The sequence below is a fragment of the Streptomyces sp. UF-297 genome, assembly GCF_058245575.1.
In genome coordinates this window covers 16,994-34,604 of sequence record NZ_JBSIBZ010000065.1, presented here as the reverse complement: position 1 = coordinate 34,604, position 17,611 = coordinate 16,994, and the positions used below count along the sequence as shown (strand labels likewise).

At 72.7% G+C, this 17,611-nt stretch carries 15 protein-coding genes; 8 read left to right on the top strand and 7 right to left on the bottom strand.

Annotated features, from left to right (window positions below; genetic code table 11):
* Nucleotides 1-15: 15 nt before the first annotated feature.
* Genes AC4IJH_RS29830 through AC4IJH_RS29820 form a run of 3 tightly spaced genes read right to left on the bottom strand, consistent with a single transcriptional unit; the run spans nt 16 to nt 3,163 of the window.
* The gene (locus tag AC4IJH_RS29830; RefSeq protein ID WP_490855020.1) at nt 16-948 is read right to left on the bottom strand and encodes a VOC family protein; all 933 of its coding nucleotides are present in this window, start codon (nt 946-948) and stop codon (nt 16-18) included.
* Nucleotides 949-989: 41 nt separating this feature from the next.
* The gene (locus AC4IJH_RS29825) at nt 990-2,129 is read right to left on the bottom strand and encodes an FAD-dependent monooxygenase (protein ID WP_490855019.1); all 1,140 of its coding nucleotides are present in this window, start codon (nt 2,127-2,129) and stop codon (nt 990-992) included.
* Nucleotides 2,126-3,163 carry a fumarylacetoacetate hydrolase family protein gene (locus AC4IJH_RS29820; RefSeq protein WP_490855018.1) on the bottom strand — a complete coding sequence of 346 codons (1,038 nt, stop codon included), beginning with the start codon at nt 3,161-3,163 and terminating at the stop codon, nt 2,126-2,128. The genes AC4IJH_RS29825 and AC4IJH_RS29820 overlap by 4 nt, the downstream gene beginning before the upstream one ends.
* Nucleotides 3,164-3,283: 120 nt before the next feature.
* Here AC4IJH_RS29820 and AC4IJH_RS29815 point away from each other — a divergent pair, with 120 nt between their 5' ends.
* Nucleotides 3,284-4,201 (top strand): LysR family transcriptional regulator, encoded by a 918-nt coding sequence (locus AC4IJH_RS29815; protein ID WP_490855017.1) that lies wholly within the window; start codon nt 3,284-3,286, stop codon nt 4,199-4,201.
* 85 nt (nt 4,202-4,286) lie between these two features.
* On the opposite strand, the gene AC4IJH_RS29810 is transcribed toward AC4IJH_RS29815, so the two are convergent.
* Complete coding sequence (locus AC4IJH_RS29810) at nt 4,287-5,087, bottom strand: GNAT family N-acetyltransferase (protein WP_490855016.1); 801 nt, start codon at nt 5,085-5,087, stop codon at nt 4,287-4,289.
* Between AC4IJH_RS29810 and AC4IJH_RS29805 the strand changes: the two genes are divergently transcribed.
* A complete protein-coding gene (locus tag AC4IJH_RS29805) occupies nt 5,074-5,268 on the top strand; it encodes a hypothetical protein (protein WP_490855015.1) in 195 nt (64 codons plus the stop codon). The genes AC4IJH_RS29810 and AC4IJH_RS29805 overlap by 14 nt on opposite strands.
* Here AC4IJH_RS29805 and AC4IJH_RS29800 read toward each other — a convergent pair.
* Both AC4IJH_RS29800 and AC4IJH_RS29795 read right to left on the bottom strand, forming a co-directional pair.
* Nucleotides 5,261-6,787: an amino acid permease gene (locus AC4IJH_RS29800; RefSeq protein ID WP_490855014.1), complete on the bottom strand. Its 1,527-nt coding sequence runs from the start codon at nt 6,785-6,787 to the stop codon at nt 5,261-5,263. The two genes, AC4IJH_RS29805 and AC4IJH_RS29800, sit on opposite strands and share 8 nt — an antisense overlap.
* Before the next feature lie 101 nt (nt 6,788-6,888).
* Nucleotides 6,889-7,905, bottom strand: coding sequence for a hypothetical protein (locus tag AC4IJH_RS29795; RefSeq protein WP_490855013.1), 1,017 nt, complete (start codon nt 7,903-7,905; stop codon nt 6,889-6,891).
* 948 nt (nt 7,906-8,853) lie between these two features.
* Here AC4IJH_RS29795 and AC4IJH_RS29790 point away from each other — a divergent pair.
* A complete protein-coding gene (locus AC4IJH_RS29790) occupies nt 8,854-10,020 on the top strand; it encodes an exonuclease SbcCD subunit D (protein WP_490855012.1) in 1,167 nt (388 codons plus the stop codon).
* Complete coding sequence (locus AC4IJH_RS29785; protein ID WP_490855011.1) at nt 10,017-13,190, top strand: AAA family ATPase; 3,174 nt, start codon at nt 10,017-10,019, stop codon at nt 13,188-13,190. The genes AC4IJH_RS29790 and AC4IJH_RS29785 overlap by 4 nt, the downstream gene beginning before the upstream one ends.
* A 67-nt stretch (nt 13,191-13,257) precedes the next feature.
* Here AC4IJH_RS29785 and AC4IJH_RS29780 read toward each other — a convergent pair whose 3' ends face one another.
* Nucleotides 13,258-13,704, bottom strand: coding sequence for an Lrp/AsnC family transcriptional regulator (locus AC4IJH_RS29780; protein WP_490855010.1), 447 nt, complete (start codon nt 13,702-13,704; stop codon nt 13,258-13,260).
* 94 nt (nt 13,705-13,798) lie between these two features.
* On the opposite strand from AC4IJH_RS29780, the gene AC4IJH_RS29775 reads away from it, so the two are divergent.
* From AC4IJH_RS29775 to AC4IJH_RS29760, 4 genes are all read left to right on the top strand, one after another.
* Nucleotides 13,799-14,305: a rhodanese-like domain-containing protein gene (locus tag AC4IJH_RS29775; protein ID WP_490855009.1), complete on the top strand. Its 507-nt coding sequence runs from the start codon at nt 13,799-13,801 to the stop codon at nt 14,303-14,305.
* A gap of 178 nt (nt 14,306-14,483) precedes the next feature.
* Nucleotides 14,484-15,761, top strand: coding sequence for an alpha/beta hydrolase family protein (locus AC4IJH_RS29770; protein ID WP_490855008.1), 1,278 nt, complete (start codon nt 14,484-14,486; stop codon nt 15,759-15,761).
* A gap of 102 nt (nt 15,762-15,863) precedes the next feature.
* Nucleotides 15,864-16,697 carry an SDR family oxidoreductase gene (locus AC4IJH_RS29765; protein ID WP_490855007.1) on the top strand — a complete coding sequence of 278 codons (834 nt, stop codon included), beginning with the start codon at nt 15,864-15,866 and terminating at the stop codon, nt 16,695-16,697.
* Nucleotides 16,698-16,804: 107 nt separating this feature from the next.
* On the top strand, nt 16,805-17,548 hold the full coding sequence (locus AC4IJH_RS29760; protein WP_490855006.1) for a dienelactone hydrolase family protein: 744 nt from the start codon (nt 16,805-16,807) through the stop codon (nt 17,546-17,548).
* Nucleotides 17,549-17,611 lie beyond the last annotated feature (63 nt).

Here is a 17,611-nt window from a genome sequence, read left to right as displayed (position 1 = left end):
CGGCGCTCGGACCGGTCAGATGGGCGGGGCGACGAACACGCCGCGGTCGACGTCGTTGAACGACTCCTTGGCGACGAATTCGTTCATCGGGTTCGCGGTGCCCCACTGGTCGGCCACCTCAGGGCGGGACAGGTCGTAGACGTGCGGGTGCCAGGTGTCCTCGTCCAACTGCTCCAGCTCGGTGGTGTATTCCACGGTGTTGCCGTGCGGGTCCAGGAAGTAGGTGAAGGTGTTGTCGCCCGCCAGATGCCGTCCCGGCCCCCAGATCTTGCGGAAACCGGCGCGCAGCACCCGCCCCGAGCCGCGCATGTACTCCTCCACGCCGCGCATCTCGAAGGAGATGTGGTGCAGGGCGGTGTGCGGTCCCTTGGCGACGGCCATGGAGTGGTGCTGGGTGCTGATCCGCAGGAAGTGGATGATCTCCTCGCCGCTCGGTGAGGCGAGGCTGTCGGAGAGCGCGAAGCCGAGATGCCGCTCGTACCACGCCTTGGTCCGGTGCAGATCGGGGGAGTTGACGACGACGTGGGACAGGCGGACCGGGATGGCCTCCTTCTCCTCGATGCGCCGGTGCCGGCGGGCCGCGACGTCGGCGCAGACCTCGATGGTGCGGCCGTCCACGTCGAAGAAGCGGAACCCGTAGCCACCGCCGGGCGTGTCGACCGGACCCGGCCGGGAGATCAACCGGACGCCCTGGGAGAGGAGTTGCTCGGCGAGGGTGTCCACATCGGCAGGGCGGGCGGCGCCGTAGGAGATGAGATCGAGACGCTTCTCCTCGGCCCTGCGCAGCCGCAGGATGTACTGCTCGGGCGAGCCCTCCGCGGCGAGAAAGGAGATCCCGGAGTCCTCGGCGACCGTGGTCAGGCCCCAGACGTCGGTGTAGAAGGCGAGTTGTTTGTCGAGGTCGGGCACGGCCAGGTCGACGTGGCGCAGATGAGTGAGCAGACGCATGACGTTTCCTTGGGTATGGAGGGTTTCAACGGACTGTGGAGTCAGGGGAGTTGAACCAGCGCGGAGAAGGTGCGGCCCATCAGTCCCGGTACGTCCGCGTCGTCCGCGCCCGCCAGCTGCCATCGGCCGATCTGTACGGAGGCGTCGACGACCCTGCGGACGCGGGGGAAGCGGCGGTCGCGGTAGGCGGTGAGCGTGTGCTGCAGGTTCGCTCCCCAGGCGGCGTGGGGGACCAGTAGTTGGGCGAGGACCGAGGCGTCCTCCAGGGACATCGCGGCGCCCTGCGCGAGGGTGGGCGGGCAGGTGTGCGCGGCGTCGCCGACCAGGACGACCCGGCCCCGGTGCCAGGCGCCCCTCACCAGATGCCGTTCGGCCCAGGTGTAGTTGACCTGCGCGGGGTCGGTGATCGAGGCGCGGATACGGTCCCAGTGCCCGCCGTATTCCGCGGCGAGACGGCACATCTCCTGCGCGTACGCGCCGGGGGCGAGGCCGGACCGCTCGCGCTGCGGCTCGACGAGATAGGCGTAGAGCGTGTCCGGGCCGGTCGGGCTGAACCCGGCGATCAGCGCGGAGCCGCCGTACGCGACGTGGATACGGGTGACACCGGCCGGGCGGGGCGCGGTGGCACGCCAGATGCCCAGGCCGGTCGCGGCGGGCGCGTCGGTGATGCCGATGCGCGCCCGGGTGGGGGAGTTGAGGCCGTCGGCGGCGACCACGAGGTCGTAGCGGCCGCTCGTACCGTCGGTGAGCGACACCTCGACACCGGACGCGCCGTCGGTCAACTCCTGGACCGTACAGCCCAGATGGACCCGGGCCCCCGAGGTCCGTACGGCCTCCATGAGGATGCGCTGCAGCACGGGGCGCCGCATGCCCAGGGCGGCGGGCAGTCCGCTGCCGCCGGTGCGTACCTGCTGCTGCCTGACGATCTCGGTGCCGTCGGCGGTGGCGACGGTGATGCCGTCGGTCCCGTACCCATGGGCGCTCACCTGCTCCCAGACCCCCACCTCGCGCAGAACGCGCAGGGCGTTGCCCTGGAGAGTGATGCCGGAGCCCGCCGTGGCGTTCCCGTCGGGCCTGGCCTCGACGAGGTCGACGGCGATGCCCGCTCTGCGCAGCAGGACGGCGAGGGCGTTGCCGGCGGTGCCGCCGCCGACGACAAGGACGCTTCGGGTGGCGTTCATGCGGCGGAGTGCTCCTCTTCCCGGCCTTCCCGGCGCTGCGCGACACAGCGGGTGCGCTGCGCCCCGAGGCCGGTGATCGAGCCCTCCATCACATCGCCGTCGCGCAGCAGCCGCCCCAGGTGCAGGCCGTTACCCGCCGGGCTCCCGGTCAACACCAGGTCGCCGGGCAGGAGTTGAGCGCGCTGGGAGATGTACGAGATCAGCCGGGCGACACCGAAGAGCATGTCCCGGGTGGACTCGTCCTGCATGGTGCGGCCGTTGAGCTTCAGCGTGATGCGCAGATCGCCGGGGTCGGTGACGAACGCCGCCGGGACCAGATAGGGGCCCAGCGGGGTGAAGCCCGGGGCGTTCTTCGCGCGCAGCCAGTCCGTGCCGATGGCCGGCAGATCCGGGCGGAAGACGGCCGCGCGGTCGGTCAGGTCGTTGGCGATGGTGTAGCCCGCGACGTACGAGAGCGCCTCCTCGGCCCCGATCCGGTACGCGGGGCGACCGATCACCACGGCCAACTCCAGCTCCCAGTCCGGCTTCTGGCACCAGGACGGCAGCACCACATCGTCGTACGGACCGGTGATCGCGCCCGGCAGGCCGGTGAACACGTACGGCAGGTCCTCCGCGGCCCGCCGGTCCATGATCCGGCCGATCTCCGCCCGCGCCCGCTTGGCGCCGCGCGGGTCGTCGGGCGCGCGGTGCGCCAGCTCCAGATCGATCACATGCTGCCGGTAGTTGGCGCCGGACTGGAAGACCTGCCGGGGCTCGACGGGCGGGTGGATCCGCAGCCCGTCCAGCGCCTGCCAGGCCGTACCGCCGCTGTCCGCCAACTGCGAGAGGACCGGCAGGTTTTCCTCCCAGCTCTCCAGCAGTGCGCGCGTGCTGGCCGGCGCACCGTCCAGCGCCCGGCTCAGGTCCAGTACGCGGTCCCCTGCCACCAGGCCGGGGAACGTATCCCCTCGGCGGGCGGAGAAGGTGCCGAGCGCGAACGGCGCCTGCAGAGCGGGCAGTTGTAAAGGGGCGGGCAGATGCACGGGCGTGGCCACGAGGTGTCCTCTCACTGGATGTCCACCACTGTGGCCCCGCCCCGAGGGATCAGGGAAATCAATCCTTCCTATGGTGGGCATCGACGTGCTGGATACCCAAGCGAACGGCAGGCGGCTCCTGTGAACCTCTCCCGGCTCGACCTCAACCTCGTCCTCGCCCTGCGCGCGCTGCTGGAGGAGCGCAACGTCACCCGGGCCGGCGAGCGGGTGGGGCTGAGCCAGCCCGCGATGAGCGCCGCACTGTCCCGTCTGCGGCGCCACTTCGGCGACGACCTGCTGACCCGCGTCGGCAACACCTACCGGCTCACCCCGCTCGGCGCGGTCCTGCGCGAGCGCAGCGCCACCGCCTGCGACCTGCTGGACCGGGTCTTCGCCAGCCAGGCCGCCTTCGACGCGGCCACCGAGACACGCGAGTTCACACTCCTGGGATCCGACTACGGCATGGCCCTGTTCGGCGCGGCACTGGCCCGACTGACGCACCGGGAGGCACCGGGCATCCGTATCGGCTTCCGGCAGTTCGAACCGGACGCCATCGAGAACACGGCCACCGTGCTCGGCACCGTCGACGGCCTGGTGATGCCGCACGGCATCATCGACGGCCTCCCCGCCGTCGAGCTGTTCCGCGACCGCTGGGTGTGCCTGCTGGCCGAGGACCACCCGGAGGTCGGCGACCATCTCACCCTGGACGACCTGGCCCGGCTGCCCTGGGCGGTCTACCGGCGCCCCTACGATGCCCCGGCCGCCCGCCAGCTCAGCATGATCGGCATCAGCCCCCGGGTGGAGGTGTCCGTCCCCTTCTTCCACCTGCTGCCGTACGTCGTCGAGGGCACCCGCCGGATCGCGATGATCCAGGAGCGGCTGGCCGGGCGGCTGGCCGGCCTGGCCGCCGTACGGGTGCTGCCGTGCCCCTTCGAGGCCGTGCCGGTCCAGGAGGCGATGTGGTGGCACCCCGTACACACCCACGACGCGGCACACCGCTGGCTGCGCCGGACGGTCGCCCGTGTCGGCGAGGAGATCGCCGCCGAGAACGCCCCCTGATACCCGTCGGCACGGCCGATGCCGGCGAGGCTCCGTCGTCACTGCGGACAGGCCCGACCGGACAACGGAGTTCCGCCTCGTCGGCTCAGCCCTTCAGGCTGTAGAAGTGGATGGGTGAGTTCGGCTTGAAGCCGATACGCGGGTATACGGGGGCCCCGGCGGCGGTGGCGTGCAAAGTGGCGCGGGTCAGCCCGGTGGCCCGGGCGCCCTCGTACAGCGCCTTGCGCGTGACCGCCTCGCCGTAGCCCCTGCGCTGCCACTGCGGGTCGGTGGCGACGAAGGCGACGAAGAGGCGGCCTTGGGCTTCGACCGTAGCGGCGCTTGCCACCGGAACGTCGCCCCGCATGGCGAGATAGGCGTACATCTCGTTCTTCCAGCGCGCGGATCCGACCAGGCCGTCGCGGCCCTCCTCCAAGGGGAAGCCGTAAGCGCGTGACTGGAGGTCGGCATAGGCCCGCAGCTGCTCGTCGGTGGTCACGCGCACGAACGTCAGGTCGGGGTGGACCGGGTCGGGGATGGGCAGCAGGTCTCCGGCCATGCCCCTCCCGGGGAAGGCGTAGCGCAGTCCGGCCTGCTCGGCCGCTGTGGCCAGGGTGGTGCGGGCCTCGTCGTCGAGAAGGTCCTCGAAGAGCCACAGGAAGCCCGGGTGCTTCTTCGCGCGCATGATGTCCGCTGCCTGGCCCAGACGTTGCCCGAGGAGCTGTGCTCCTGCGCCGATGTCGGTGAGGGTGATGCAGTTCCAGAAGGCGAATCGGCCGTCGGCCCAGCGGACGGCGATGCCGGGCAGGTCGCGCACGTCCGCGTCTGGATCGCGGTCGAGCACCATGGCACGCCACGCCACTGTGAGCTGCTGTGCCGATTCGATGGACTCCGTGAGGTCAGTCACCGTACTCCCATGGGTCGTTGAGGTCGTTGAGGTCGTTGAGGTCGTTGAGGTCGTGGAGTTCGTGGAGTTCGTGGAGTTCGTGGAGTTCGTGGAGGGCCCGGAGCCGGGAGGGGACGGCGTCGGCGCCTCTGGGCCGGTGGGGACTGGATGTGTGGCACGCGGTGCAGCTGTCATCAGATGATGCCTTCGAACTGTTTGTCCTCGGTGTGGGAGTGGGAGCGGGGCACGCGGTAGGAGCGGCGTCCGACGCGCCGCCACAGGGCGGCCATGAGGAGGGCCACCGCTACGGCGACGGGGGTGTAGTTGAAGCTGGTGGCGGTGATCGGGCTGGTCTGCGGCAGCAGGAACAGCACCGTGACCGCAGCCGCCCACAGCACCGCCACCCAGCCGATGGGCCGGCTCCAGCGGCCCAGGTGCCAGGGCCCCGGGGTGAACCGGTCGCGGTGGCGCAGCCGCAGCAGCACGGGGATGGCGTAGGCCGGGGTGAACCCCACGACCGAGATGGCGGTCACCGCCGAGAACGCCGTGGCGGAATACAAAGAGGGCAGCGCGAGGACGAACGCCACGGCGACCGCGAGCCAGACCGCGTTGGCGGGGATGGCGGTGCGGCGGCTGACCTTCTTCCAGCGCGCCGATCCGGGCAGGGCGCCGTCCCGGGCGAAGGCGTAGATCATGCGGCTGGCGCTGGCGGTCACGGTGTAGCCGCACAGGAACTGGGCCACGATGATCACCAGGAGCAGGGCCTTGGCCGCGGCCACGCCCAGTGCGTCCAGGAAGATCTGGGCGACCGGTACGCCGGTCGGTCCGGCCAGGGTCGTGGCGTAGTCCTGGATGGCGAACAGCAGCGTGGTCAGCAGGATGCCGCCGGCGATCCAGGACACGGCCACCGAGCGGAAGATCCCGCGGGCCGCGGCGACGGAGGCGTGGTTGGTCTCCTCGCTCAGATGGGCCGAGGTGTCGTATCCGGCCAGGGCGAAGACCGGCAGCAGCATGCCCAGCAGGATCACGTATATCGGGGCGCCCCAGCCGGTGGTGTTGGTGAACTCGGAGAAGACGAAGCCGGCCGACTGGTGGTGGGAGGGCAGGAGCGTCAGGGCGCCGATGATGACGACGGCCCCCGTCAGGTGCCACCACGCGCTCAGGGACGTCAGGACATTCATCAGCCGGGTGCCGAAGAGGTTCAGGACCGCGTGCAGCGCGAGGATGACCGCGTACAGGGCCAGCAGGGAGCCCGGGGTGGGTGTGTAACCGAATTGCAGGTTCATCCACGCGGCGGTGAACGTCGCGATGCCGTAGTCCTGGGCGGCGATTCCGCCGAGCAGGCCCAGGAGGTTGAGCCAGCCGGTGTACCAGCTCCACCCCTCACCTCCGAGCTGGCGGGCCATGTAGTACAGGCCGCCGCTGGTGGGGTAGCGGGAGGTGATCTCCGCCAGGGCCGCGGCCAGGCACAGCACCAGCGGCCCGACGGCGAGCCATCCCCACATGATCACCGCGGGGCCGCCCGAGTTCAGGCCGTAGCCGAACAGCAGCAAGGTCCCCGACATGATCGAGATGACCGACAGGGAGGCGGAGAAGTTGCCGAAAGCCCCCATCCGGCGGTGCAGTTGCTGGGTGTAGCCCAGCGATTGGAGGATGCGCGCGTCCTCCCCGTCGTCGTTCACCGGTTTCGGCCGCTGGCGTCGTGTTCTTGCCGAAGTCATGGGTTCTCCGCACAGGAAAGCTGAAAGAAGGGATGAAAGCGGGGTGGCCGCTGGGCCGCCGGCGGGGCGTGGCGGCGCCCGCCCGCTGGGCCGGCCGGCGGTCATGTGCGTCTTTCCGTATGCCGCGGGTGGGATCTGCGGCAGGCGTCGCGGTCCTCCTCGAACGCCTGCCACCACTGGTCCTCCGGGTGCCGGGTGCCGTACTGCCACGGGTCGGGCGTGGCGAAGTCGCCGATGGCGTCGAACACTTCGGCTGCCCACTGCGGGAAGCCGCCCCTCGTCAGGGCGAACGCGAGGTGGTTCAGATCCAGTTGGGAACTGGTGGCCGGATCGCACTTCTCGAACCAGCCCCCGTAAGCCCTCGTGACGGCCCGGGTGACGTCCTCCCTGGTCCACAGCAGGTTCTGCATGACCTCGACGCCCCCCTCCCGCCGCTCCCGGTGCTCCTGCACGCAGGCGTAGACAGGCAGCAGAAGCAGTGGCGAGTCGGCCGGCGCGAAAGAGACCGTCCAGCGGGCGAAATCCATCGCGACCGCCTGGCGGCCCGCTGGACCCGGGCGGGCCTGGAGCGTCTGGGACATGCGGTGCCACGCCTCGCGGTTGAACGGATCACGCCGGTGCACTTCGCTCAACAGTCCCCATGGCCCGTGAGGCAGCAGATACTCATGAGGCGGCGGAGCCAGGTGATGCTCCGGGCAGCGTTCCGCTGTGTCCGTCTCGGCCAGGGCCAGGAGGCAGATCCAGGGCACCGGATCGCCGGGATTCCCCTCGCCCGCCCGGTGGCAGGCCTGCCGGGCCCGGTCTGCCAGTGTCTCCAGGTCCCGTGCCTGCCGGGAGCCATGCGCCCAGTGCCTGCGGTGGGCTCGCAGCACCCGCTCGGTGGCGACTCTGGCGTACATCAACCGGGCAGCGGGGCTGCCCGGTTCCTCTGTCAGCCACAACTCCACCACGTTGGTCTCGGCTGCGACGACCCCCAGCACCTGAGTGCGCGATGTCCACTGCGGCCAGTTGCCCGTCCGGGCCAGCACCTGCCGCATCCGCATCCAGTAGCCCGCCTGAATGTCCTGCACCGCCGCGGAGAGCTCCGTGTCACGGCCGGCCGGGTTCGAACCCGCCATCAGCGCCGCCCTCGGACGGAGGGCGCCTCCCGGTCGCTGCCGTCGGCGCTGCGGCTCACCGGGTGGTGTGGACACGACACCGTACGGTGTGCACTGGCGGCCATAGGCTGCGGACCCTTCGGGCAGGTGGAACGGGACGGCACGGTCGTGCAAAGGACAGCGGCGTGGGCCGACGAGCAGGGCAGCGATGCCCGCTGGCGCGAAACCCGGCCGGTGACGGTCGCGCTCGGCCGGTAGCGCATGCCCGACAGGTACTTAAGTGCCTGGAGAGGCGCATGACCAGAGAATCCCAAGATTGCTGGGTTGTTCAGATGCAGGTTTCGGCCATGGGGCAGGCGGGTGTCGTCTCCGTGACCGGACCCGCCGGCCGCGGCGCTCGGACGGTGCCCCGCCGCGGTTCGGGCGCGCGCAGCCACGTGCGGCACGGGCCTGCGGAACGGGACCGCCGCCCTGAGCGGAAGCGGGCGGACCCCCAGTGACCTGGTCATACCCTGCGCTCAAGGCAGGGTCCGGCCGCCCGCACACCAGGCGCGGCGCGGGTCGGCCCGCGCTGCGGGCGGAGGGCCGAACACGCGCCGGACCAGCCGTACGGTCCGGCGATGGACTGCACGACCGCTCACCACGAGCGCGCCCGGTTCGCCGCGGACCCGCTGAGACTGGCCGGACAGCGCTTCCCCGTCACCGGTGCAAACCACGGGCCGGGCAGCGCCCTGGACAAGGCCGCCGCAGCACCTGCCACTCGGTCCTCAAGGCCGAAGGCGTCCACCGGCGCACCTTCGCCACCCGAACCGAGGCGACCTGACGCCCAAAGCGGATGGGAAACTGAGGTCGGTGATGGACCAGGTACCGACCGGGTCTAGCGTTGACGGTGCTGACAGCGGGCCGGTACTGACCCGGTGCTGACCTTGAGTGCGGAGGAATGAGAAACATGCAGGTCGGAGCGGTGTCTTGAGGATTCTGCACACATCCGACTGGCATCTGGGCCGGTCCTTCCACCGGGTGAACCTGCTCGACGCCCAGCGCACCTTCCTGGACCACCTCCTGGAGACGGTCCGCGAGCAGCGGGTGGACGCGGTGCTCGTGGCGGGCGACGTCTACGACCGGGCGGTGCCGCCGCTGGCCGCCGTCGAGCTGTACGACCACGCCCTGCACCGCCTCGCCGACCTCGGCGTCCCCACGGTCATGATCTCCGGCAACCACGACTCCGCCCGGCGCCTGGGCGTCGGCTCCGGACTCATGGAGAAGGCCGGCATCCACCTGCGTACGGACCCGGCGCACTGCCACACCCCGGTGGTGCTCCCCGACGAGCACGGCGAGGTCGCCTTCTACGGCCTGCCCTACCTGGAACCGGCCATGGTGCGCGAGGAGCTGGGCGCCGCGAAGGCCGACCACGCGCAGGTGCTGACCGCCGCGATGCAGCGGGTACGCGCCGACCTGGCCGCCCGCCCGGCGGGCACCCGCTCCATCGTCCTGGCGCACGCCTTCGTCACCGGGGGCGCGCCCAGCGACAGCGAGCGCGACATCACCGTCGGCGGCGTGGCCTCGGTGCCCGCCGCGGTCTTCGACGGGGTCGACTACGTGGCGCTGGGGCATCTGCACGGCTGCCAGAAGATCACCGAGCGGGTCCGCTACTCCGGCTCGCCGCTGGCGTACTCCTTCTCCGAGGCCGACCACCGCAAGAGCATGTGGCTGATCGACCTGGACGCGGACGGCGCGCTGGACGCGCAGCGGGTGGACTGCCCGGTGCCCCGGCCGCTGGCCCGCATCCGCGGGCGCCTGGAGGACCTGCTGGCCGATGCGGCGCTGGCCCGCCACGAACAGTCCTGGGTCGAGGCGACACTGACCGACCCCGCGCGCCCGCAGGAGCCCATGGCCCGGCTCGCCGAGCGCTTCGAGCACATCCTGGGCCTCGCCTTCGACCCCGAGGAGGTGCCCGCCACCTCGCCCGCCTCCTACGCCCAGCGGCTGCGCGGCCGCAGCGACCAGCAGATCGCCGAGGACTTCGTCGAGCATGTGCGCTCCGGGAGAGCGGCCGACGAGCAGGAGCGGGCCGTGCTGCGCTCCGCCATCGACCGGGCGCGCGTCCAGGACGCCGTGGCGGAGGTGGCGCGATGAGGCTGCACCGGCTGACCGTCCAGGCCTTCGGGCCGTTCGCCGCCCCCCAGACCATCGACTTCGACCGGCTCTCGGCAGCCGGTCTCTTCCTGCTGCACGGACCCACGGGCGCGGGCAAGACCTCGGTGCTGGACGCCGTCTGCTTCGCGCTGTACGGCTCGGTGCCCGGGGCGCGGCTCGGCGGCCAGGCGCTGCGCAGCGACCTCGCCGACCCGCACACCCTCACCGAGGTCGTCCTGGAGCTGACCGTCGGCGGGCGGCGGCTGGAGATCACCCGCTGCCCCGAGCAGCCGCGGCCGAAGAAGAAGGGCACCGGCACCACCCGGGAGAAGGCACAGAGCAGGCTGCGCGAATACGTTCCCGGCGAGGCCGACGCGGCTTCCGGTGCGGGCGCGTGGAAGGCGCTGAGCAAGTCCCACCAGGAGATCGGTGAGGAGATCGGCCAGCTGCTCGGCATGAGCAAGGAGCAGTTCTGCCAGGTCGTCCTGCTGCCCCAGGGGGACTTCGCGCGCTTCCTGCGCGCCGACGCCGAGGCCCGCGCCCGGCTGCTGGGCCGCCTCTTCGACACCCGCAGGTTCGTCGCGCTGGAGGACGAGCTGGCCGCCCGGCGCAAGACGGCGGCGGACCGCGTCGCCGTCGCCGACGACGGGCTGCTGGCGCTGGCCCACCGCATGGCGCAGGCCGCGGGGGACCTGCCGGACCTGCGCGATGCGTCCCTGCCCGCACCGGCCGGGATCGGTCCGGCGGCGGGGGGAACGGTGCCCGCGCAGGCCGGGGCGCACGAAGAGGGCCGTACGGCAGCGGGCACCCGCCGTGCGCGCGGCGGACGCAAGGCGACGGGGAACGCGACCACCGCGCAGGAGGCCGGACGGCCGGGCGCCGGTGAGCCCGGGTTCGCCGAGACGGTGCTGACCTGGGCCGCGGTGGCCCGGGCCGCGGCGCGCGAGCGGCGGGACGCGGCGCTGACGGCGGTCCGTACCGCCGAGAGTGCCGAGGACGCGGCCGCGCGGCACCTGGAGGACCAGCGCGAACGCGCACGCCTCCAGGACCAGCACGCCAGGGCCCGGCGGCGGGCCGAGGCGCTGGAGAGCCGGGACGAGGAAGTGACGGCGGCCCGGCGGCGCATGGAGCGGGCGCGGGCCGCCGAGGCCGTCGCCCCCGCCCTCGCGCTGCGCGACGCCGCCTGGCGCGAGCACGACACCGCACAGCGCGCCGACCGCAGCTGCCGGTCCGCGCTGCCACCGGAGCTGGGCGACGCCGACGCGGACCGGATCGCCAAGCTCGACGGCGAGCTGCGGCAGGAACTGGGCTCGCTGGAAGCGGCCCGGCGCGCCGAGCGGCGGGCCGCCGAGATCGGCGCCGATCGGGCCGCGTTGGAGCGCGAGGCCCAGGACGACGAGCAGGCGCTGTTGGACGCCGAGCACTGGCTCGCGGGCTGGGAACCGGCCCGCGCCGAGCACCAGCGGCGCATCGAGACGGCCCAGGAGGCGGCCGCCCGCGCCGAGCAGCTCGCCGCCCGGATCGAACCGGCCCAGCAGCGCCTGGAGTCCGCCCGTCGCCGCGATGGCCTCAGCGCCGAAGTGGCCGCCGCCGAGGACCGGTTGCTGCACGCCAGACAGCGCGCGGCACACGCACACGAACACTGGCTGGACCTCAAGGACCGGCGGCTGCGCGGCATCGCCGCCGAACTCGCGGCCGCACTCGCCGACGGGTCCCCGTGCGCCGTCTGCGGCGCCACCGAGCACCCCGCCCCGGCCCGCGCGGGCGCCGGGCACGTCGACCGCGGCGCCGAGGAGGCCGCGCTGGAGGAGCACCGGCGCGCCGAGTCCGTACGCCAGGACGTCCAGGACCGGCTCCAGTCGCTCAAGGAACAGCTGGCCGCCGCCGCGGTCGGCGCCGACGGCCGTACGGTCGCAGAACTCGCCCGGGAAGTAGAGGAGTTGCGGACCGCGCACGCGCGCGAACAGGCCGCGGGGGCCTCGCTGCACGCCGCCCGCGAAGCGCTGGCGCGCGCCGAGCGGGAGTACGAGCAGCGCCGCGCGGCCCAGCGGCAGGCCGAGAGCCGGGCCGCGGCGCGCACCTCCCGGCGCGAGGCCCTGGACGGCGAACAGCGTTCCCTGGAAGCCGAGTTGACCCGCGCCAGGGGCGACAGTGCGAGCGTCGCCGACCGTGCCCGGCGCCTGGAGCGCCAGAGCGACCTGCTCGCCCGCGCCGCACAGGCGGCCCGTACCGCCGACGCCTGCGCCCAGCGCCTGAAGGAGGCCGACGCCGAACTCGCCGAAGCCGCCCACCGCGCCGGCTTCGAGTCCCCGCGCGCCGCCGCCGAGGCCATCCTGGAGGAGCGCGCCTGGCACGAGCTGCGCCGCAGCCTGGACGCCTGGCAGGCCGAATCCGCCGCCGTGGCAGCCGAATTGGCCGACCCGCAGCTGTGCGCCGCCGCCGGGCAGCCGCCCGCCGAACCGGACCGGGCGCGCGCCGCCCACGAAGAGGCCGGGCGGCGGCTGCGCGCGGCCCACGCGGCCCTCGCCACGGCCCGCGAGCGCTGCGCCGCACTGGACCGCCTCTCGGCCCGCGCATTCGCCGACGCCCGCGAACTGGCCCCGCTGCGCGCCGAGTTCGACCGCATCGCGCACCTCGCCGGGCTCGCCGCGGGCACCTCCGCCGAGAACGAACGCCGGATGCGCCTGGAGTCCTACGTCCTGGCCGCCCGGCTCGAACAGGTCGCGGCCGCCGCCAGCGCCCGCCTGCACCGCATGTCCGCCGGGCGCTACACCCTGGTCCACTCCGACGAACGGGCCGCCGGAACCCGCCGCTCGGGCCTGGGCCTGCACGTCATCGACGCCTGGACGGGACGCGAGCGGGACACCGCCAGTCTCTCCGGCGGCGAGACCTTCTTCGCCTCGCTCGCCCTGGCCCTGGGCCTGGCCGATGTCGTCACCGACGAGGCGGGCGGCACCCGCCTGGACACCCTCTTCATCGACGAGGGCTTCGGCAGCCTCGACGAACAGACCCTCGACGAGGTCCTGGACGTCCTGGACTCCCTGCGCGAACGCGACCGCAGCGTCGGCATCGTCAGCCACGTCACCGACCTCCGCCGCCGCATCCCCGCCCAACTCGAGGTCGTCAAGGAACGCTCCGGCTCCTCCGTACGGCACCGCGGGCACGACTAGGGCGCTTGTGATCTGACGGATGTCCGCGGCGTCCCGGCCCCGGCCGGCGGGCGCCGGGGCCGGGGCCTCATGGGCTGATCGGGCGGCGGGGCAGGGGAGAGGAGTACACGACGCTGGTGGTGACCGAGCCGAGGGCGCCGATGCGGCCAGCGACCTCTTCCAGGTGCTTCATGGAGCGGGCGGCGACCTTCATCACGAAGCAGTCGTCGCCGGTGACATGGTGCGCCTCCAGGATCTCGGGCGTGCCCTCCAGGAGGTCGTGGAAGGGCTTGTAGTTGCCGTTGGGATAGCGCAGCCGTACGAAGGCCAGGACGGAAAGGCCGATGCGCTCGGGGTCGATGGTCGCCGTGTAGCCGGAGATCACGCCGCTCTCCTCCAGGCGCCGCACCCGCTCGGTCACCGCGCTCGCGGACATGTTCACCGCGCGCGCCAACTCGGCGAAGCCCGCGCGGCCGTTGCTCTGCAGGGCGTCGAGGATGCGCCAGTCGGTGGCGTCGGGGGAATAACCGGTCATGTGCGGTGTCTAGCAGGGAAATCCCCGGCGGATCAAGGGTTTTGCCGTTGATCATTGGTTCCGGGCGGCGCGGGCGCTCCGTAGATTCTTCGGCATGAGCACACAGACAGCGCAGCGCACCCCCGCCCCCTCGGCCACTCCCACGAGCCCGGTCCTGGCCGTGCCGCCCGCCGCGCCCGCCGAGGCGGCGGCGTACTTCGCGGCGCGACTCGCCTGCCACACCGATGTCGCCGATGTGCACACCGCGCTGGCCGGCGACGACCCCGGCTTCGTGGTCGTGGACTCCCGCTCCACCCCCGCCTGGGACCAGGGCCATGTGCCCGGCGCCGTCCACCTGCCGACCGCGGACATCCCGCGTCTGGCCGGGCAGGTGCTGGACCCGGCCGTCCCGGTCGTCGTGTACTGCTGGGGACCGGGCTGCGACGGCGCCACCCGCGCCGCGCTCGCCCTGGCCAGCCTCGGCTACCACGTCAAGGAAATGCTCGGCGGCATCGAATACTGGATCCGTGAGGGCTACGCCGTCGAGACCTGGGAGGGGCCCCGGCAGCTCCCGGCCGACCCGCTGACCGCACCGGCCGGCGGCGAGGACTGCGGCTGCTGAGAGGGCGGGCGGCGGGGGCTGCGGCTGCCGAGAGGGCGCGCGGCGAGGACCGGCCGAGGGTGACATGTGTACGAGGCCGTCCTGGGGTGATCCGCACGTCCGGGGTGGGGCAGACCGAACCCCGTGGTGTCGTGCCAGCACCATCGACCAGGAGCCCGCCGTTGATCAGCATGGAGACATGAGTACTTCGCCTTCCGCTCCGTCAACTCCTCCACCGAACCGGTCACTTCGCTCCACCCGGTCGCGCCGCGGGCTCCGGGCGCTCGCGGCCGCCGGACTGGCGGCGACCACCCTGCTGGCCGCAGCCCCCGCCCAGGCCCGTCCGGCGGGCGTGCGGGTCGCGCTGCCCGCCCCCACCGGCAGCCACGCGATCGGTACGGTCTCGCTGCGCCTGGTCGACGGTTCCCGGCCCGACCCGTGGGTGAAGACGGTGCCGTACCGCGAGCTGATGGTCAGCGTGTGGTACCCGGCGCGGAGCACCGCGGGCCACCGCCTCGCGCCCCATATGGCACCGGGCGCGGCCGAGCGCTTCGACGCGGACCCCACCGGCGGCCCCGGCCACAAGGTGCCGCGCGGCACGGTCGACTGGGCGGCCACCCGCACCCACGCGTACGAAGAGGCGCCGGTGGACACCCGCGGCGGCCGGCGGCCGGTGGTGATCTACTCACCGGGCACCGGCGACCCGCGCACGTGGAACACGGCGCTGGTGGAGGAGCTGGCCAGCCGCGGATACATCGTGATCACCCTCGACCACACCTACGAGGCCTCCGCCGTCCAGTTCCCCGACGGCTCGGTGAAGGGCAACGCGCCCATGCTGAAGGAGTTCGCGCAGGCCGGCCGGGACGACACCGTGCCGGCCCTGCTGGAGAAGGTGCTGCGCATCCGGGTCGCGGACACCCGCTTCGTACTCGACCGCCTCGACACGCTGCCGCACGGGCTCTCCAAGGCCCTGGACCCGCGGCGGGTGGGCATGTTCGGCCAGTCCGGCGGTGGCATCACCGCGGCCGAGGGCATGTACGAGGACCGGCGCATCAAGGCCGGGATCAACATGGACGGCACGCTGGAGTACAACCAGAAGCCCGAGGGGACCCACCTGATGCCGGTCGCCGAACACGGACTGCGCCGGCCCCTGCTGCTGATGGGCAGCCAGGGCAACGACCACACCACCGAGCCGTCCTGGGGCGCCTTCTGGAAGAACAGCGGCGGCTGGAAACGCGATCTGACCCTGCGCGGCTCCCGGCACCAGAGCTACACCGACCTCGAAACGGTCATGCCGCAGACCGGACTCGACCGCGGCGTCGTGGAGGGCGAGATAGGCACCGCCGACCCGGAGCGCGCCGTCGCGGCCCAACGGGCCTATGTCACCTCCTTCTTCGACCGCTGGCTGCGGCATCGCGACGACCATCTGCTGGACGGTCCCTCGGCGCGCTATCCCGAGTTCACCTTCGTCGGCTGAGGGACGAGCGAGCTGCTCAGGGACGCGTGAGCGGTGGAGGCGGCGGCCCTGTTCGGTAAATCACATGGCGGCGGCGCCCGGTGGGCATGAGGCTGGGGCACCATGACAGACGATCACTATCCCAGCGCCCCGTACCGCGCGCCCCTGCCCCTGCGGGGCCGTACCGCCCTGGTCACCGGTGCGAGCCGGCGGGCCGGCATCGGATACGCCGTGGCCAGACGGCTGGCCGCGTACGGCGCCGGCGTGTATCTGCACCACCACGCCCCGCACGACGCGGCCCAGCCCTGGGGCGCGGACCCCGGCGGACCGGAGGCGGTCGCCGAGGGGGTACGCGAACTCCTCGCGCCCGGCGCGGTGGTGGCGCACGGCCCGGCCGACCTGACCGCCCCCGACGCCCCCGCCCGCCTGGTGGACAGCGCCGCCCGCGCCCTGGGCGGCAGGATCGACATCCTGGTCGCCAACCACGCCCTCAGCGGCAGCGACGGCCCCCTGGACGACCTCGACGCCGCCATGCTCGACGCCCACTGGGCGGTGGACACCCGGTCCGTGATCCTCCTCGTTCAGGCCTACGCCCGCCAGCGGCACCACGGACAGAGCGGCGGCCGGGTCGTGCTGCTGACCTCGGGCCAGGACCTGGGCCCCGGCATGCCCGAGGAGGTCGCCTACGCCGTGGCCAAGGGCGCGCTCGCCTCCGCGACCCGCACCCTGGCCACCGCCCTCGCCGACCTGGGCGTGACGGTGAACACCGTCAACCCCGGCCCGGTGGACACCGGTTACGCCACCAAGGAGGACATCCTGCGGACGGCGGAGCTCTTCCCGGCCGGACGCTGGGGCGAGCCGGACGACCCGGCCCGGCTGATCTCCTGGCTCGCCACCGACGAGGCGTCCTGGATCACCGGCCAGGTCATCGACTCCGAGGGAGGATTCCGCCGCTGAGGAGGAGGGCGGCGCGCGGGGAGCGGTTCGGCCGCGGGCGCGGGAGTTGCGTGGTGGCCGAAAATAACCCATGCCTGGTGGGAGCCGTTTCCCGTACGGTCACCACCATGAACTCAACGGTTGATCTTTCCGGGCTGAGCGTCCGGCACCACGGCTCCGCGCAGCTGTCCGGATTCCTCTCCCGCCCCGCAGGGGAGGGGCCCTGGCCGGGCGTAGTGGTGCTCTTCGAGGGAGGGGGCCCGGACGCGGTCAACCGGCGCCTGGGCGAACGGATGGCGGCGGCCGGGTATCTCGCCCTGATGCCCGACCTCTACCACGGCCGTCCCGCCCGCCAGTGCATGGTCTCGATGATGCGCCAGCTCTCCGCCGGCGAGGGCCCTGCGTACGGGGAGATCGAGGCCGCCCGGCAGTGGCTGCTGGAGAGCGAGGACTGCACGGGCAAGGTCGGCGTCATCGGCTTCTGCATGGGCGGCGGCTTCGCCCTCGTACTGGCCGGGCAGGGGCGCTACGACGTGGCGGCGGCCAACTACGGGCAGGTACCCAAGAACCTGCACGCCACGATGGCGTCGGCCTGCCCGGTCATCGCCAACTACGGCGCCAAGGACCGCGCGTTCCGCGGCAACGCCCCCAAGCTCAAGGAGGCGCTTGAGCGGGCCGGAGTCGAGCACGAGGTCAACGTCTACCCGAACGCCGGCCACTCCTTCCTCAACGACGCCGACAACGTGCCGCCGGCCCTGCGCCCCCTGATGCGCCTCATCATGGGCATACGCCCGGAACCGGAGTCGGCCGCCGACGCCTGGCAGCGCATCGATGCCTTCTTCGCCAAGCACCTGGCGTCCGACGACTCCTGACGCCCGGCTCCTGGCCTGAAGGCTTCGCCGGATGTGCTGTGAGACAACCGCGGGCACGCCGTG

What these genes read in the sequence shown, in the direction of transcription:
- AC4IJH_RS29775 (WP_490855009.1), top strand. Translation starts at nt 13,799, where the DNA reads ATGAGCACACAGACAGCGCAGCGCACCCCCGCCCCCTCGGCCACTCCC.
- AC4IJH_RS29780 (WP_490855010.1), bottom strand. Translation starts at nt 13,704, where the DNA reads ATGACCGGTTATTCCCCCGACGCCACCGACTGGCGCATCCTCGACGCC.
- AC4IJH_RS29800 (WP_490855014.1), bottom strand. Translation starts at nt 6,787, where the DNA reads ATGACTTCGGCAAGAACACGACGCCAGCGGCCGAAACCGGTGAACGAC.
- AC4IJH_RS29765 (WP_490855007.1), top strand. Translation starts at nt 15,864, where the DNA reads ATGACAGACGATCACTATCCCAGCGCCCCGTACCGCGCGCCCCTGCCC.
- AC4IJH_RS29795 (WP_490855013.1), bottom strand. Translation starts at nt 7,905, where the DNA reads ATGGCGGGTTCGAACCCGGCCGGCCGTGACACGGAGCTCTCCGCGGCG.
- AC4IJH_RS29825 (WP_490855019.1), bottom strand. Translation starts at nt 2,129, where the DNA reads ATGAACGCCACCCGAAGCGTCCTTGTCGTCGGCGGCGGCACCGCCGGC.
- AC4IJH_RS29760 (WP_490855006.1), top strand. Translation starts at nt 16,805, where the DNA reads ATGAACTCAACGGTTGATCTTTCCGGGCTGAGCGTCCGGCACCACGGC.
- AC4IJH_RS29830 (WP_490855020.1), bottom strand. Translation starts at nt 948, where the DNA reads ATGCGTCTGCTCACTCATCTGCGCCACGTCGACCTGGCCGTGCCCGAC.
- AC4IJH_RS29785 (WP_490855011.1), top strand. Translation starts at nt 10,017, where the DNA reads ATGAGGCTGCACCGGCTGACCGTCCAGGCCTTCGGGCCGTTCGCCGCC.
- AC4IJH_RS29770 (WP_490855008.1), top strand. Translation starts at nt 14,484, where the DNA reads ATGAGTACTTCGCCTTCCGCTCCGTCAACTCCTCCACCGAACCGGTCA.